This is a genomic window from Pontibacter liquoris (assembly GCF_022758235.1).
Taxonomy (GTDB): domain Bacteria; phylum Bacteroidota; class Bacteroidia; order Cytophagales; family Hymenobacteraceae; genus Pontibacter; species Pontibacter liquoris.
The window spans coordinates 2,141,812-2,158,886 of sequence record NZ_JALEBG010000001.1; the positions used below are offsets into that span (position 1 = coordinate 2,141,812).

Consider the following 17,075-nt stretch of genomic DNA (forward strand, 5'->3'; position numbering starts at 1 on the left):
GGTGTGCGTGTTCGTATCAACAGAAAAATGACTATTATTTATACAGAAGTATGAAGTTGTGCATCATCGGGTTGGGTTTGTTGGGAGGATCGTTTGGACTTGCCGTGAAAGCAGCCCGCAGTAATACGCAGGTAACTGGCGTAGAAAATGATTTGCAGCATGCGCAAAAGGCGCTGTCTTTGAAATTGGTGGATGCGGTTATGCCCCTCGAAGAAGCTGTTACAAATGCCGACCTGGTCGTCCTGGCCGTACCGGTGAATGCCATTGCCGCGCTGTTGCAGCCGGTCCTGGATCTGCTTCCCTCCGGCGCCACGCTAGTAGATTTCGGATCCACGAAAGAGCAGATTTGCCAGATAGCCGACAAGCACCCGAAACGAGGACAGTTTGTCGCGGCCCACCCCATTGCCGGTACTGAATACTCGGGCCCCGAAGCTGCCTTTGAAAGCCTGCTGGCGCAGAAGACCATGATCATCTGCGACAAAGAGAAAAGCGCGCCGGCATCGCTGGCGTTGGTCGAGCAACTTTGCAGCGAGCTGCACATGCCGCTGCGCTACATGGCCGCCGCCGATCATGACCTGCACCTGGCTTATGTTTCACACCTGAGCCACATCAGCTCGTTTGCCCTGGGCCTCACGGTGCTGGACAAAGAGCAGGACGCAAAAAACATTTTCGATATGGCCGGGAGCGGCTTCTCCTCCACGGTGCGCCTGGCCAAAAGCTCTCCCCAGATGTGGGCACCCATTTTCACGCAGAACAGGCAGAATGTCTCCGAAGCCCTGGACAGCTACATCACCCAACTGCAGCAATTCAAAGCCCTTATTGCAGCGCAGGACGAAGAAAAGTCCCGGGCGCTGATGGCCAAAGCCAATGATATCCGCCGCATTCTTGGATGAGTTTACACGATGTATAGCCTAGCCTTTTAGCGGCTGTATCCCCCTTCTTTTATACTTGTATGGGAAAGGAGAAGGCAGTGCATGCGGCCTGCAGTTTGATTTCTTCGTATATTTGTAGCAACAAATTTTAACAAGATAACAGGATGGAAACATTAACCGGAAAGAAAGCCCTTGTAACAGGCGCCGGCAAAGGCCTGGGGCGTGCCATTGCCATTGCCTTGGCGAAAGAAGGCGTGGACGTAGCTTTACTGGCCCGCACTGAAAGCCAGCTGCAGGAAGTAGCTGAACAGGTAAGAAAGCAGGGCGTTAAAGCAACGGTGGTAGTGGCAGACGTAGCCGACATGGAAGCCGTGAATGCCGCCGTTGCGCAGGCCAAAAGCGAATTAGGCCCTATCGATATATTGATCAACAATGCGGGGATCGCCTCTTTTGGCAAGTTCATGGAGCTGGAGCCAGCCGAGTGGGAAAACATCCTGCGGGTTAATGTACTGGGTGTATACTTTGTAACGCGTGCTTTGCTCCCCGACATGATCGAACGCCAGACTGGCGATATTATCAATATATCGTCGACGGCGGGAAAGGGCGGCAATGCCGTTACCAGCGCTTACAGTGCTTCTAAGTTTGCGCTCATCGGGTTGTCGGAATCGCTGATGCAAGAAGTGCGCAAGCACAATATCCGCGTGAGCACCCTTGTGCCCAGCACTGTGGCTACCGACCTCTCCATTGACCTGAAATTAACCGATGGCAACCCGGATAAAGTAATGCAGCCCGACGATTTTGCTGAATTTATCATTGCCCAGCTCAAACTGAACCGCCGTGTCTTTATCAAAGAAGCCGGCATGTGGTCTACTAATCCCTAAGTATAACAGGTATAGCAAGTATAAAAGCACCCGGGTTGAAGTTTAGCTTTGGCCCGGGTGCTTTTTTCCTGAAGTCTGATTTTATACTTTAGGCAAGTATAAGCACCTATTTATGGCTGCCTATACTTGCCTTCTTTATTTGAATCTCCCGCAGCGTGTCCAGCAACCCTTCCCGATTTGGCGCGCTCCTACTCCATTCGTTATACTTTCCTGCCTCTCAGAACCAACCTTTTTGCCGGCTATACTTATATACTTTTTAATTGCTTCTCTGATCTTAAAGCACTTACCATGAAAAATGATGATCATCTGCCAGGCCACAGCCGGCGTGACTTTATCAAAGGATTTTCGCTGCTGCTTGGTTCGGCAGCCTTGGGTGCCCCTTACCTGGCACAAGGACTGGATAGGTTAACTAGACCGGGAGAGCACCAATTCTTCTCAGGAGACCGTGCCAAGAAGAAACTGGGGATTGCGCTGGTTGGGCTGGGCAGCTACAGCACCCACCAGCTGGCACCGGCGCTGGCCGAAACAGAAAACTGCTACCTGGCAGGCATCGTAACGGGCACGCCCGCCAAGGCAGAAACCTGGAAAAAGAAGTATAACATCCCCGATAAGAATATTTATACTTACAAAACCTTCGATCAGATCAAGGATAACCCGGCCATTGATATTGTGTATGTAGTGCTGCCCAACGCCATGCACGCTGAATATACGATACGGGCAGCGCAGGCAGGCAAGCACGTGATCTCGGAGAAACCAATGGCCACCTCGGTGGCCGACGCAGAACGTATGATAGCGGCCTGCAAAGCGCATCAGGTCAGTTTATCGGTTGGTTACCGGTTGCATTACGAACCACACAACCTGCGGGCTATGGAACTGGGACAAAAACAGGTATATGGTAAGGTGAAAACGATCAAAACAGAGAATGGCTTTGTGATGAATAACGCCGGTAGCTGGCGCCTGAACAAAGAACTGGCCGGCGGCGGGCCGCTGATGGACATGGGCATTTACTGCGTACAGGGCGCCTGCTATACGGTGGGCCAGACGCCGGTGGCAGTGACGGCAAAATTCGGAGAAGTTACCCGCCCCAGGGTGTTTGATGAAGTGGAGCAGTCGATTGATTGGCAGCTGGAATTCCCGAATGGCGCCTTGGCAAGCTGTGGCTCCAGCTATAACGAAAATGTTAGTTACCTGCATGCTGAGGCCGAAAAGGGCTGGTGGCACCTGGAGCCCGCCTATGGCTACGGGGGGATTACGGGCAAAACCAGCGAGGGGCCCATGCACCTGCCCCAGGTAAACCAGCAGGCCCTGCAAATGGATGGCATCGCGCAGAGCATCCTCGAAAACAAAGCCTCCCGGGTGCCCGGCGAAATGGGGCTGCGCGATGTGAAGATCCTGATGGCTATTTATGAAGCGGCCAGAACCGGTAAAAAGGTCCGGATCGCCTAAGCCTTTCGTGTTAGAGTATAACCGCTCAAACAAAAATGCCCGGACAAGTGCCCGGGCCTTTTTGTTTGAGCATACTTGCTGCTATTGTTTTGTTGCCTTATCCGGGTACCAGGTCAGCAGGCGCACTGCTATATTTTTGTTCTTGCTTTCTACTGCTTTCTTAAACGCTTCTACATCGCTAAACCCATTCTGTCCGCGGTAATGATACGGGTACACCACTTTTGGTTTAAAAGCCAGCACACCACTGGCTGCCTGGTTTATGTCCATGGTATAAGGCAGATTCATGGGCACAAAAGCGACATCAATATGCTGGAGGGCACGCATTTCCGGGATGTCTTCTGTATCGCCGGCTATATAGACGCGCTTATCTCCCAGCTGCAGAATGTAGCCATTTCCCCGGCCTTTCGGGTGCTTTGCATCGGCTGTTTCCGGTAAATTATACATGGCAACCGCTTGGATCGGAATGTTCAACTGCGTGGAATTCTGACCATTTTTCATGACCACCACCTGCGCTTTATACTTGCTGGGCAGTTTGTCGGCTACTGCCTGTGGCACCACCAGCACAGCACTGTCCAGTTTAATTGAATCGAGTGTAGCCACATCCAGGTGGTCGCCGTGGATGTCGGTGATCAGCACCAGGTCCGGCGCTTTTGTCCCCGCATAGGCTTTGGCACCACCGGTCGGATCTACGTAGATCGTTTTATTATCCCAGGTCAGCACCATGGAAGCATGCTGAATGGGCTGGATGACAAGCGGCCCTTTGCTGGTTTCAATCTTATCGTAAGTGGCAATCTGCGCCTGTGCCTGCCACAAGGCTAAACTCAAAAAGAGGGTAAACAGAGCTTTTAATTTCATAGGTTTATAGGTTAGAGTGATGTTTTAAAAGGAATTTCAGGTCAGCAGTCAACAAATAGCAGCAGCATTGATCCGGATTAAGGGAATTTACAGCTTACGCCGCTCACTTTCATCCTCTACTTTTCGGCCGCGTGCAAACCAATCGATCTGCAATAACTATACTATAAAACAAGGGAGTAGTTGCTGCTGTAAGGCAACCATAACGGCAACAGAATGTTTAGCTGGGTGGCGATAACTATCTATACAAGTATAGCTTACGCGGCTGCTAAAGTATAGAAAGCCCGTGGATTTAGCGATTAAGCTTAGCATAATGAGAATCGGAAGAATACATCAGCCCTGCCGGGATCAAATTTAACGGCTATACTTGCAGGAACCTCTAGCTGCTTTTTTGGTATATTGCTTAAAAGAAGGGTAAAAACATGAGCCTGATCCGTGAAACAACTTACCTGGCAGCCCAGGCCGTAGCCGACACGATAGAAGAGCATTTTTTGCAGCACCTGCAATCCGCCCGCGAGCAGGGCGGCGAGGCGCTGGCCTCTAAGCCTTCTGCCCGGATCATAGCGGCCATAATCGATACGGCTTTTTGGGCAAGTCTGCGCCGCGAAGAAGGATACGCTACCCGCATTTCATTGGCCTACATGCCGCCGGAGCAAACAGACCTGCCGCTGTTGTTCGAGCGGCGGCTCCCCTTCTCTTCCACTTTTCTAACCAAAATATCGCCGGCCGTGGAGCGACCGGGCATTCACCTGGGGGTGTGGCACGAAGGCGATGAGCTGTATATCTGGGGCGCCACGCAACACGTTCCAGGCCTGTGCTTTGTGCTGGATGTCTCGGAACCCGGCTTGCTGGTCGTGAAGCATCGCCGGGTAGGCGGCGTAGGCAAGTTTGCCAATGTGGCCATTCTGAAAGGCGATCAGGTGAAAATTGTGGATGAGCAAAGCGGCAGCCTCCCCGATTGCCCGACGCTAGTGTCTACGCTGCTTCGCTTCTCGGCCCCTGCCCCCGTTGATGATGCGGTGAATGTGCTCGTGCAGCTGGCCGTCTCCATGCGCGCGCACAAACGCGGCGGCCTGCTCCTGGTGGTGCCACCGCAGTCCATGGCCTGGCATGAATCCATCATCCATCCTATCCTGTATGCCGTAACCCCGGCTTTTTCCGTGCTGGCCGATCTCATGCGCCAGGATATAAGCGAGCAGCGCCAAAGCATCTGGCAGGGTGCTTTGCATACCGCTGTGGAAACGTTGGCCGGGCTGACGGCCGTAGATGGCGCCACGGTAATAGACGAGAACTATGAGCTGCTGGCCTTCGGGGCAAAGATCGGGCGCAAGAAGGGCGCAAGCCCCGTGGAGCAAATCCTTTTTACTGAGCCCATCAAAGGCAATGAAGTCAGTATACTTTCTCCGGCGCAAAGCGGCGGCACCCGGCACCTGGCAGCAGCGCAATTCGTACACGACCAGCAGGATGCCCTGGCCTTTGTCGCCTCCCAGGACGGCAATTTCACCATCTTTGCCTGGTCGCCCTGCGATGGGATGGTGCATGCCCACCGCGTCGACACCCTTTTACTTTGAGGATTACCAGGGTCTGTTGCTGCAGGAACTTCAATTCAAGCCTACGATACCTTGTACCGATTCAAAGATCTTGGGCGCATCAAACCCGACGCCATTTTTAAAGACAATCTCGGTTTGTCTGATCTGTTTAATATCTTTTGACAGGTCTCCGTTTATCAGCACCAGGTCTGCCTTTTTTCCTTTTTCGATGGTGCCGATCTCTTTTTCGCGGCCCAGGTAAATGGCTCCGTTAAGCGAGCAGATCTTGATGGCTTCGGCTGGCGTAAAGCCCCCTTCCACCAGCAACTCAACCTGCCGGTGATTGGCATATCCCGCAATGGTGCGACCCGCGCCTGTAGGGTCAGTGCCGGCTACCAGCAGGCCTCCGGCATCATAGAACTGTTTTTCCCAGGCCAGCTCTTTCTGAAACAACGCTGCGCTGGCTGAGTCTTTATGCTGGGCCGCCTGCCAGTTGGCAACGATCTTCTTTCTAACTTCCGGCACCAGCGCAGCTTCGCCCCCACCCAGCACGGCTTCGCGATTGGTATAAGGCTCAAACACAGGCAATGTAGAGGTTACCGCCACGCCTTTGCTGATCAGCAACTGCTGCAGTTCTTTCATTTCGGGGCTGTTTACGGCCAGGTTCTGCAGCGATTTACGGGCATTGGCCGGGCAATCATCTTCCTTTTTGTTTTCTGCAAAATCGGTGCTGGCCAGAAAGCCATGTTCCAGGTTATCAATTCCCAGATCGGCAGCTTCGCGGTAGGTGATGGCGCACAGATGGCCGGTTACTTTCATGTGCCGCTGATGCGCTTCCCGCACCACCGCAGCCAGGTCCGCTTTGGTGGCATGCATGTACATTTTAAAGGAGGTGCAGCCTTTATCGGCCCAGAAATTTACGCTCCGGGCAGCATCTTCCGGCCCCTGGATGGTGTTGAGCGCCGGAATATCTAGGGCTGCTTCTTCGATGTAGGGTGCTGTTACGTCCATATCCGGCCCGATCAGTTTGCCTTCCTGTATCATGCGCTTGAGAGCCAGGTCCGTTTGGGGTTCGATACTTCCGGCAGTGCGGATGGTGGTGGCGCCGCCCGCCAGGTATAACTTCGGAAAGGTGCCCGGCATTTGGGCAATGTTGAAGTAATTGTCCAGCGGCTTGGTATAGTATAAATGTTCATGCAGCATCACCAGGCCCGGAATCAGGGTCTTACCCGTGCAATTGATCACCTCCGCCTCCTTTGGCAGCTTTATCTTTTTCGCATTGCCTACCTGCTCGATCCGGCCATTCCGAAGGATAACGGTTTGATGCTGGCGCGCCGGCGCACCGGAACCATCCAGCACCGTAGCATCGGTCAGCGCAATAACGTTGGCTTTAACCTTGATGAATTCGTTTACCTTCGGGGTAAAGTTTTGTGCCTTGCCTGCGCTTAGGCCACCACAGAAAGCAAGCGCCGCAAGCACGGCAGGAAGCGATTTGAACATAAAGATGCGGTAAGATATAGGTACCGATGAATGATTTAACAGGTCAGTTCTTATGCAAAGGCCATCACCGTATAGATCAGCGAGACAAGGCCATACACGATCAGGATCCATTTAATGACCTTCTTCCTGTTAATGGCACTTTTAAGAAAAGGGTAAAAAAGAAAGTAGATCAAGACCGCTGCTGCCAGCAGATACTGAATTCCTTTAAACATAATGTAAGTATGACCGCTGCCGGAGGTTGTTTGTTATACTGCTACCGGCGCTTTTATGCCCGGATGCGGATTATAGTTCACCAGTTCGAAATCTTCGAAGGTAAAATCAAAGATGTTCTTCACCTCGGGGTTCAGCTGCATTGTGGGCAATTCGCGGGGCTCACGCAAAAGCTGCTTTTGCGCCTGCTCCAGGTGGTTGAGGTATAAATGCGTATCGCCGCCGGTCCAGATAAACTCGCCGGGCTGCAGGCCCGTTACCTGCGCCATCATTTGCAGCAGCAAGGCATAGGAGGCAATGTTGAACGGTACGCCCAAAAACACATCGGCGGAGCGCTGGTATAGCTGGCAGCTCAGTTTACCCTCGGCCACATAAAACTGGAAGAAAGCATGGCAGGGCGGCAACTTCATCTGCTCGATCTCTCCCACGTTCCAGGCGCTCACGATGATGCGGCGCGAATCAGGGTTATGTTTCAGTTGCTGCACCACTTGCGTGATCTGGTCAATGTGGCGGCCATCAGGCGTAGGCCAGTTGCGCCATTGGGAGCCATACACAGGCCCGAGTTCACCGTTTTCATCGGCCCACTCGTCCCAGATGCTGACACCATTCTCTTTGAGGTAGGCAATATTGGTTTCTCCTTTCAGAAACCAGAGCAACTCATGTATGATCGATTTAAGGTGCACTTTTTTAGTGGTGACCATCGGAAAACCATCGGCCAGGTTAAAGCGCATCTGGTAGCCGAAAACACTTAGGGTGCCTGTTCCGGTCCGGTCTTCTTTCTTCACCCCGGTAGCGAGGATGTGCTGCATCAGGTCCAAATATTGCTTCATGCGGGTCGTGTCTTTTTCGGTTACAGGTCAAAAGCTAAAGATAGTATTTTTGTTTTTACGCAGGTATGAAAATGTGCCTGCAACCAGAATTTAAGTATGTATACCTGCTACAGCAGAGGCAGCCGGTCCTGCTTGGCTGATCAACAGCTTGCAGTAAACAGAAAGAGGCCTTCTGCACGCGCAAAAGGCCTCTTCTCAAAAACACCTGCTTTATTGCTGGGCTTTCGTTTCTTTTTCGGTTTTAGTTACTTCGGCCTTGGCAGTAGCATTTTTCTTGCAGCAGGCATGCGCGTCTGCTGTTTTGCTTAGCGTCGTTTTTGCCGATTTCTTCTCTTTTTTGGCTTTGCCGGCATCTGTGCAGTTTTCTTTGGTGCACTTGCCTCCCTCGCAGGCCATGGCTGGGGTGGCAGCAGCTCCGATTAAACCGGATAAAGCAAGAACTAGAACAATTTTCTTCATGATGCTTTTGATTTTGAGCGTTCCGAACAAAACGCCTGTTTAGTGGTTGTATGTTGCGTAAAGTTAAAAACTCCGTCCAAAGTATAAAATCATTTAAGCTCCTTTTCTGACCTCCTTGAACTACCGCAAAATTAGTTACCTGGTGCTGCTGTTGATCGCCCTGCTTACAGTGGCGAGCGTATACTTTGCTTCGCGCCTTCGCTTCGATTATAATTTCGATAATTTCTTCCCGAAAGGCGACCCGGAATTGGCCTATTATTTTAAGTACCGGAATACGTTTGGCAACGACAACGATTACCTGCTCATTGGGCTTGAAAATGAAAAATCCCTTTTCGATAAACAGTTCCTAACCCGGGTCGACAGCCTGACGCGTTATTTACAACGGCAGCCACACGTCGAGGCGGTGCTCTCTCCTACCACGGTTAAAAGCCCGGTGCTGGAAACGTTCGGCTATTTTGAAATACCATACCTGCATCCTGCCGAGCCGGAACGCTATACCCAGGATTCTTCCCTGGTATACAGCACCCCCGAACTGGTGGGTACCCTTTTCTCTGAAGATGCCACGGCCGTTTCCCTATTTGTTCAAACGTCGGATAACTTGGAAAAACCTGCCGCCGATACGCTCATGGCCTCGCTGACATCAGAACTGGCACAGCTGGGACTTACACCCCATCATATAGCAGGCAAGGCCCTGGCACAATCGGTATTTGTAGACAAGATGAAGGTGGAGTTGGCCATTTTTATGACGGCCTCTATCCTGCTTGTCATCCTGGTGCTCTGGATCACTTTCCGAACATTGTGGGGCGTGCTGATCCCGCTGATCGTCGTGGTGCTGTCTGTGCTTTGGGGTATGGGCGTGATGGGTATTTTTAACAAGCCGCTGGATGTGATGACGGTATTACTCCCTACCATTATGTTTGTGGTAGGCATGTCGGATGTGATCCACATTCTCTCCCGTTATCTCACTGAAATCGGGCAGGGAACAGAAAAGCTGAAAGCGATTAAAATTACATTGCGCGAGATCGGGCTGGCCACGTTCCTCACTTCGCTCACAACTGCTGTCGGGTTCCTGACCTTGCTGACCACTACCATAGAGCCGATCCGCAAGTTCGGCCTCTATACGGCCATAGCAGTGGCACTGGCCTATGTGCTGGCCTTTACGCTGCTACCGGCGCTGCTGGTGCTCGTGAAAAAGCCTAAACCAGTGCAGGCCAGACATGCGCACCATACCTGGCCTATTCTGCTGCGCCGCATGCTGCGCTTCATCCTCAACTACCCCAAATTTATACTTGGTAGCAGCGCCCTTATCACCCTTGTCTCGCTTATCGGTATAGCGCAGGTAAAGGTAGACACGACGCTGCTGGAAGACCTGGGCGACAGTGACCCCATTGTGCAGGACTTCAAATACTTTGAAAAGAAATTCTCAGGTGTCCGCCCCTTTGAAATGCACCTGCAGGCAGCTTCCGGCCATACCTTGTACGACTATGACGTGCTGCACGAGATTAATAAGCTGGAAAACTACCTCCTCCACCAGTATGGCCTTAACTTTATTTCGTCGCCGGCCACCCTGGTTAAAACGCTGAACCGGGCGCAGAATGGTGGTTTAAACGAATATTATAAACTACCTGAATCCAGCAGCGGCTTGCAGCCCATCCGACAGCGGCTGCAGGCTTACCGGAACCGCAGCGAACTACGGGCCGTGGTAACGCCCGATGCCCTGCAGGGGCGGCTAAGTGGCAAGATGTCGGATATTGGCAGTGCTGCGGCTTCAGCCCTAAATGATTCGCTCAATGCCTTTATAAAGCAGCACATCAATCCGACTTATTTACAAACGCGCCTGACGGGCAGCGCCCTGCTGCTGGACCGCAACAACGAATATGTGGTGACTAACATGCTGCAGGGATTAATGATTGCTTTTTTAGTCATTGCCACCATAGTGGGGCTCATTTACCGTTCGCTCCGCATGGTGGTGCTTTCCCTTATTCCTAATATCATACCGCTGCTGATGATCGGCGGGATCATGGGTTTTCTGCACATCAACATGACCGTTTCCATGTCCATCATCTTTACCATCGCATTCGGCATTGCCGTAGACGATACCATCCACTTCCTGAGCAAACTGCGCCTGGAGCTGCGGGCCGGAAAATCACTCCCCTATGCGGTGAAGCGCACATTTATTTCTACGGGTAAAGCCATCATCATTACCTCCTGCATACTCGTTGCAGGCTTCCTGACGCTTATCTTCTCTACCTTTGATGCCACCTTTTATGTGGGGCTCTTTGTAAGCCTGACCTTGTTCTTTGCCGTGATCGGCGACCTGTACCTGCTGCCCGTGCTGATACTCGTATTTTACAGGTCTCCTGAAAAGTTTTTAAAGCGCTTTTGAATAAGGTTAGCCATATTTGCAGGATGTTCTAACAAAACCGGCAGAAGAGATGAGATCGATATTATGCGCACTGGCCTTGTTATGCCTCACCACCTTCCGGGTGCAGGCGCAGGATGACAGGCTGACGACCCTGATGAACGAGCGGGAGCAGCTGGTGCTGGAGTACCAGTTTTATAACCAGCAGAACAGCAGTTTTTGGGGCAAGAAATCCAAAAAGGACCTGATCAATATCCTGGAAACGCTCAAGAAGATTATTAACAAAGACTCGGAGCTGATCGGGGCTATAAAAGTGGCCAGCATTAAAAAAATAGCTGAAAGCACGGTGGAGAATCAGCGCGAAGGCAAGATCACGGTAGAGGACCAGCGGATCGTAAATGCCCGGATCGCGGACCTGCAAAGCCAGATAAAAGTGCTGCAGGTAAACGTAAAAAAACGCGAGCGCACGATACACGAACTGCAGGAGCAGCTTAAAAGCAAGGATGATCTGCGCTATGGCAAAGACCGCGTGATTGCTATTCTGGCTGGAGCGGCGGTGCTGTTTCTGCTCTATGCCGTGTTTCTGCAGGTGCGCCTGAACAAGGTGCACGCTAAAGGAAAAAAGAAGAAAGTTGTGAAATAAATTTAACTGTTTCAGCTAAGTATAAGTATAGCGAAAGGAGTTATTTTGGCACAGGTTATGTTATACTTTGCTGACATAACAGCAAGAAAAAACAGCTAAACATAAAATTTATAAAGGGCTGGCTTTACCTCCAGCCCTTCTTTTTGATATACATGAGCGAAATTTTGTATGAACTCAAGCAGGTCCAGGAACTGCTCAAAATTGAACAGGAAGAGGACCGGCAGCAGTATAAGATCAAAAGCCAGAAAAGCACAATTGCCGAGCGCAAGGCCATGGGTTTTTGCTGGTACCCCGTTACCATCACCAAAGAAGAAATAGGATTCGGCAGCAAAGTGGTGCTCGAACTCGAGCGCACCAAAGACCGCGATCAGCTGCACCTCTTCCAGACTGGCAAAACAGCCGCGCTGTTCAGCAACAATGGCGAGCGCCAGAACCTGAGCGGCGTCATCGTAGGCCTCAAGCGCAATAAGATCCTGCTGGCCACCAACAAGGAAGACTTACCCGATTGGGTGGAAGATGGCCGCCTGGGCATCGACCTGACCTTCGATGAGATGAGCTACCGTGAGATGGAGATCGCCATGAAAAAGGTGATCGAAGCCTATAAAACCCGGTTGGCTGAGCTACGGGATGTGTTGCTGGGCGATGTAGCTCCCCGCTTCACAGACGAAAAGATGGACGATATCGCGGTACTCAATCCTTCGCAGAACGAGGCGGTTCGCAAGATCGTGCAGGCCAAAGATGTCGCCATTATCCATGGTCCTCCGGGCACAGGCAAAACGACTACACTGGTGCAGGCCATCCTTAAAACCCTGGAAACGCAAAAGCGGCTGCTGGTAACTGCCCCCTCTAACACGGCTGTGGACCTGCTGACCGAAAAACTGGCCATAGCAGGTATTAACGTGATCCGGATCGGGAACCCGTCGCGGGTATCGGATGTGCTGCTCGACCATACGCTGGATGCCCAGATCATGAATCACCGCTCGTTCAAGAACCTGAAAGAATACCGGAAAACAGCGGAAGAATACCGGCGCATGGCCTTCCAGTACAAACGCAAGTTTGGGCATGAGGAGCGGGCGCAGCGCCAGTTCTTCAAAGCTGAAAGCCACCGTTTGCTCGAGGAAGCCGACCGCGTGGAAGATTATATCACCGAAGACCTCCTTGACCAGGTGCAGGTGATTACGTGCACGCTCGTAGGAGCTGCCAATAAAGCCATCCGCCACCTGGAGTATGATACCGTGTTTATAGATGAGGCCGCCCAGGCGCTGGAGCCTGCCTGTTGGATCCCGATCTCACGCGCCAAACGGGTGGTACTGGCCGGCGACCACCGTCAGCTGCCGCCTACCATAAAATCCTTTGAAGCCGAAAAAGGTGGCCTGGGAAAAACGCTTTTTGAGAAATGCATTGAGCGCCAGCCGGAGGTGGCCGTGATGCTGAAAACGCAGTATCGCATGCACCACCAGATCATGGCTTTCTCGAACCAGCAGTTTTATAAGGGAGAATTAGAAGCGCACGAAAGTGTGCACAGCAGCGATCTGCACCAGTTCAACCCAGCCTTTGCGCCAGGCCTTGCTGTAGAGTTTGTGGATACGGCCGGTTGCGGTTTTAACGAGATGGAAACGCCCGAAAGCGCCAGCTCGGCCAACCCTGATGAAGCTAACCTGCTGCTCAACCACCTCGTGCACCTGCTCAAAAATCACAGCCCTGCCGATGAGGATACGGAGCCCCTGCGCATCGGGGTTATTGCTCCCTATAGGGCACAGATCAACTACCTGCAGGACCGTGTGGAGCACATGCCCCTGTTGCACGACCTGCGTCAGAAACGGGAACTGACTGTAGGGACGGTCGACAGCTTTCAGGGGCAGGAGCGCGATATTATTTACATCAGTATGACGCGCAGCAACGACAAAGGCGAAATAGGCTTTTTGAGCGATATGCGCCGCATGAACGTAGCCATGACCCGGGCCAAAAAGAAACTGGTGATTGTGGGCGACAGCGCCACGTTGAGCCACCACCCGTTCTATGCTGACTTTTTAGCGTATGTAGAAAGTATAAATGCTTACCGAAGCGCCTGGGAGCTTAGCGAGTGCAGGCCTTAAATAGCGTGCGACAAAGACGGAAGCGATAATGGAAAGAAGCGCTTATACTTAGCCTTAATAACTTGTGAAATTATAACCTGTGAATTATGAAAATTGAGAAAAACCGAGTGGTGACGCTCACCTACGAACTCCGCATTACAGACGAAAACGGAGAGCCAAACCTTGTCGAGACGGCCAACCAGGAGCATCCGATGGTCTTTATCTACGGCATGAGCGGCCTGCCCGATCAGTTCGAAGACAAACTGGAAGGACTGAACGTAGGCGATACGTTTGATTTTAAATTGGCGGCAGAAGAAGGTTATGGCGACTTTGATGAAAATGCGCTGGTAGACCTGCCTATGAACGTATTTGAAGTAGAAGGAAGCGTACCTGCCGACATGCTGGAGCAAGGCAACTATATCCCGATGTCCGACAGCGAAGGTAACCAGCTGCAGGGCCGCGTAGTGGAAGTAACCGCCGACACGGTGAAGATGGACTTTAACCACCCGCTGGCCGGCAAGGAGCTTGCCTTTAAGGGCAAAGTAGAGAATGTGCGCGAAGCAACCGAAGAAGAACTTGCCCACGGCCACGTGCACGGCGAAGGCGGCCATCACCACTAAGCCTGAAATTATATTTAATAAACAAAAAGGAGCAGCCGCAAGCTGCTCCTTTTTGTTTTATGCATTTATGCAGAGCCTAAGTATAACCGGAATATAAATTCGAAGTAGTTTACTTTCCTGGCGCAAGCGTCCGCTTGTGCCTACACAGTTGGACGCATGAGCATTTAAGGTCCCTTCCTAAAATATGACTACAAACGTGCGGACACAAGCGGACGCTTGCGCCAGATATGGTTTGTTCAGAAAGTAAGTATAGCTGTTTTGTAAGTATAGCTGTTTTGGACATCCTTGCCCGCGTAATACCGGCAATAGAAGACCTGATAAAAAAGAGCGGCACCCAAACAGGCGCCGCTCTTTTACTAGCTCAAATAAAAGCTTATTTGCGGAACAACAACTCACGGTACTTGATCAGTGGCCAGTCTTCGTCGTTCACCATCAGTTCCAACTTATCTACGCTGTAACGGATCGTGTCGAAGAAGCTAAGCACTTTCTCGTTGTAAAGGATCGCACGTTCGCGGGCATCTTCCACTTTATTGGCCACTTTACGGGCTTCTATCATCTGGTCTACACTCTTTTGAATGGTGGAGATGTGGCGCGACATTTTCTTGATCCCTTCAATAGTCGATTGCGTGTACTCGTCCTCCAGGCCCAACTCTTTCAGGCCGCGGAAGTTCTGTATCAGCTTATTCTGATAAGCAATCGCCGTTGGAACCACGTGGTTCATGGCCAGGTCACCCATAATGCGCGACTCGATCTGGATCTTTTTGATATAATCCTCCAGCAAGATCTCGTGGCGGGCGCAAAGCTCCACTTCCGTAAAAATGCCATGGCGGATAAAGAGTTCCTTCACTGCTTCGTGCTCATACACATCCAGCGCCAGCGGCGTAGCTTTGATGTTGGACAACCCACGTGTCGCTGCCTCATCTTCCCACTCCTTCGAGTAGCCGTTTCCTTCAAAACGAATAGCTTTGGATTCGGCAACATACTCGCGGAGCACCTGGATAATGGCCAGCTCTTTTTTCATGCCTTTCTGCTCGATCAGCTCATCCACGGTATTGCGGAAATTGTTCAGCTGATCTGCTACGATGGTGTTGAGTACCGTCATAGGCGAAGATGAATTGGCAGAAGAACCTACGGCGCGGAACTCGAACTTATTTCCTGTAAAGGCAAACGGCGAGGTACGGTTACGGTCGGTATTATCACGCAGGATCTCGGGGATCTTATCGATACCTAACTTGAGGTACATGTTATCGCCTTTTTCCATCGGCACTTTGGCCGTACGCTCCAACTCATCCAGCACTGCGGTGAGTTGCTGGCCCACAAACACGGACATGATGGCCGGAGGCGCTTCGTTGGCACCCAGGCGATGGTCGTTGCTGGCCGAAGCAATGCTGCCACGCAGCAGGTCGGCATACGTATAAACCGCCTTGATGGTGTTGATGAAGAAGGTCAGGAACTGGAGGTTCTCTTTTGGCCGCTTGCCCGGTGCCAGCAGGTTAACACCGGTGTTGGTGCTCAGAGCCCAGTTATTGTGTTTGCCGCTGCCGTTTACGCCTTTAAAAGGCTTCTCATGCAGCAGTACTTTAAAGTTATGGCGCTCAGCCACCCGGTCCATAATATCCATCAACAGCTGGTTATGGTCTACTGCCAGGTTAGCGTCCTCAAAAGTAGGGGCACATTCAAACTGGTTTGGAGCTACTTCGTTGTGGCGGGTGCGCAACGGAATGCCCAGGCGCAGGGCTGTGTTTTCAAAATCAACCATAAAGGCGTGTACGCGGCTCGGGATGCTGCCAAAATAATGGTCTTCGAGCTGCTGGCCCTTGGCAGGCGCATGGCCAAACAAAGTACGGCCGGTCAGCACCAGGTCCGGGCGGGCATCAAACAAGGCACGATCCACCAGGAAGTATTCCTGCTCGATCCCCAGTGTGGTATTTACTTTGGTTACGTCTTTGTCGAAATACTGGCAAACCGGCACAGCGGCGTCGTTCAGCAGTTTCAGCGACTTGAGCAAAGGTGTTTTATAATCCAGCGCCTCGCCCGTGTACGACACGAAAATAGTGGGAATACAAAGCGTTTTGGTGCCGGCATTTTCGATCAGGAAAGCCGGGGAAGAAGGATCCCAGGCGCTATAACCGCGGGCTTCGAAGGTGTTACGAATGCCGCCGCTCGGGAACGAAGACGCATCCGGCTCCTGCTGCACTAGCGAGTTACCTTTAAAGCTTTCGATCGCATCGCCATCTGAGGTAAGGTCGAAGAAAGAATCATGTTTTTCGGCAGTTGAGCCGGTCAGCGGCTGGAACCAGTGCGTATAGTGGGTAGCCCCTTTGCTCATGGCCCAGGTTTTCATGGCAGATGCTACGGCATCGGCCAGGTTGCGGTCCACTTTCTCGCCACGTTCAATGGCTTTGCGCAAGCGCTTGAAATAATCAGAAGACATGGTGGCGCGCATGGCTTCGAGCCCAAACACATTCTCACCAAAAAAATCAGAAATCTTCTCTGCAGGAAGAACTACCTTCCCTGGTTTACGCTTGTTTACGAGTTCAAGCGCTTTAAAACGAAGTACAGCCATAGGTTCTGGAAACGGTTGGGTTTATTTTCACGAAAGATAAAGAGAAAATTTCACCTGCAAATCATCAGGGTGTATTTTTTAAAGGCACTTTCTGAAAATAATCTATTACCAGGAACATACCCCCATTAAAAACACCCCTACTTCTGCATGAATGATGTAGCTTCTGGAAAACACCCCTCATTTAATAAAGGCCTTTTCTAAATAGTATGAAATTGCCTCTTCCCTGCTTT

The 17,075-nt window shown here is 51.6% G+C and carries 14 protein-coding genes; 8 read left to right on the top strand and 6 right to left on the bottom strand.

From position 1 onward, the window contains the following. Positions 1-50 precede the first annotated feature (50 nt). From LWL52_RS08855 to LWL52_RS08865, 3 genes are all read left to right on the top strand, one after another. Positions 51-893 carry a prephenate dehydrogenase gene (locus LWL52_RS08855; protein WP_242918939.1) on the top strand — a complete coding sequence of 281 codons (843 nt, stop codon included), beginning with the start codon at positions 51-53 and terminating at the stop codon, positions 891-893. A 143-nt stretch (positions 894-1,036) separates the two neighbouring features. Continuing rightward, positions 1,037-1,753, top strand: a complete 717-nt coding sequence (locus LWL52_RS08860) for a 3-ketoacyl-ACP reductase (RefSeq protein ID WP_242918941.1) — start codon at positions 1,037-1,039, stop codon at positions 1,751-1,753. A gap of 288 nt (positions 1,754-2,041) precedes the next feature. Further along, positions 2,042-3,199 carry a Gfo/Idh/MocA family protein gene (locus LWL52_RS08865; protein WP_242918944.1) on the top strand — a complete coding sequence of 386 codons (1,158 nt, stop codon included), beginning with the start codon at positions 2,042-2,044 and terminating at the stop codon, positions 3,197-3,199. Between the two features lie 81 nt (positions 3,200-3,280). Here the strand turns inward: LWL52_RS08865 and LWL52_RS08870 are convergent, their stop codons facing one another. Next, on the bottom strand, positions 3,281-4,054 hold the full coding sequence (locus LWL52_RS08870) for an MBL fold metallo-hydrolase (RefSeq protein ID WP_242918945.1): 774 nt from the start codon (positions 4,052-4,054) through the stop codon (positions 3,281-3,283). Between the two features lie 419 nt (positions 4,055-4,473). On the opposite strand from LWL52_RS08870, the gene LWL52_RS08875 reads away from it, so the two are divergent. After that, positions 4,474-5,622, top strand: a complete 1,149-nt coding sequence (locus LWL52_RS08875; protein ID WP_242918947.1) for a putative sensor domain DACNV-containing protein — start codon at positions 4,474-4,476, stop codon at positions 5,620-5,622. A 30-nt stretch (positions 5,623-5,652) separates the two neighbouring features. On the opposite strand, the gene LWL52_RS08880 is transcribed toward LWL52_RS08875, so the two are convergent. The 4 genes from LWL52_RS08880 to LWL52_RS08895 form a co-directional block, all read right to left on the bottom strand. Further along, a complete protein-coding gene (locus LWL52_RS08880; protein WP_242918950.1) occupies positions 5,653-7,080 on the bottom strand; it encodes an amidohydrolase family protein in 1,428 nt (475 codons plus the stop codon). Positions 7,081-7,130: 50 nt separating this feature from the next. Then, a complete protein-coding gene (locus LWL52_RS08885) occupies positions 7,131-7,292 on the bottom strand; it encodes a hypothetical protein (protein ID WP_242918952.1) in 162 nt (53 codons plus the stop codon). A 33-nt stretch (positions 7,293-7,325) separates the two neighbouring features. Beyond that, positions 7,326-8,120: a thymidylate synthase gene (locus LWL52_RS08890; protein WP_242918954.1), complete on the bottom strand. Its 795-nt coding sequence runs from the start codon at positions 8,118-8,120 to the stop codon at positions 7,326-7,328. A 210-nt stretch (positions 8,121-8,330) separates the two neighbouring features. Continuing rightward, a complete protein-coding gene (locus tag LWL52_RS08895) occupies positions 8,331-8,579 on the bottom strand; it encodes a hypothetical protein (RefSeq protein ID WP_242918956.1) in 249 nt (82 codons plus the stop codon). A 115-nt stretch (positions 8,580-8,694) separates the two neighbouring features. Here LWL52_RS08895 and LWL52_RS08900 point away from each other — a divergent pair, with 115 nt between their 5' ends. The 4 genes from LWL52_RS08900 to LWL52_RS08915 all read left to right on the top strand — a co-directional run bounded on the left by LWL52_RS08900 (position 8,695) and on the right by LWL52_RS08915 (position 14,279). After that, on the top strand, positions 8,695-10,965 hold the full coding sequence (locus LWL52_RS08900; RefSeq protein WP_242918958.1) for an efflux RND transporter permease subunit: 2,271 nt from the start codon (positions 8,695-8,697) through the stop codon (positions 10,963-10,965). A gap of 49 nt (positions 10,966-11,014) precedes the next feature. Continuing rightward, positions 11,015-11,584: a hypothetical protein gene (locus LWL52_RS08905; protein ID WP_242918960.1), complete on the top strand. Its 570-nt coding sequence runs from the start codon at positions 11,015-11,017 to the stop codon at positions 11,582-11,584. A 152-nt stretch (positions 11,585-11,736) separates the two neighbouring features. Beyond that, positions 11,737-13,680: an AAA domain-containing protein gene (locus LWL52_RS08910; RefSeq protein ID WP_242918961.1), complete on the top strand. Its 1,944-nt coding sequence runs from the start codon at positions 11,737-11,739 to the stop codon at positions 13,678-13,680. A gap of 86 nt (positions 13,681-13,766) precedes the next feature. Further along, positions 13,767-14,279 (top strand): FKBP-type peptidyl-prolyl cis-trans isomerase, encoded by a 513-nt coding sequence (locus LWL52_RS08915; protein ID WP_242918962.1) that lies wholly within the window; start codon positions 13,767-13,769, stop codon positions 14,277-14,279. Positions 14,280-14,652: 373 nt separating this feature from the next. Here LWL52_RS08915 and LWL52_RS08920 read toward each other — a convergent pair whose 3' ends face one another. Continuing rightward, positions 14,653-16,845, bottom strand: a complete 2,193-nt coding sequence (locus LWL52_RS08920; RefSeq protein ID WP_242918963.1) for a glutamine synthetase III family protein — start codon at positions 16,843-16,845, stop codon at positions 14,653-14,655. Positions 16,846-17,075 lie beyond the last annotated feature (230 nt).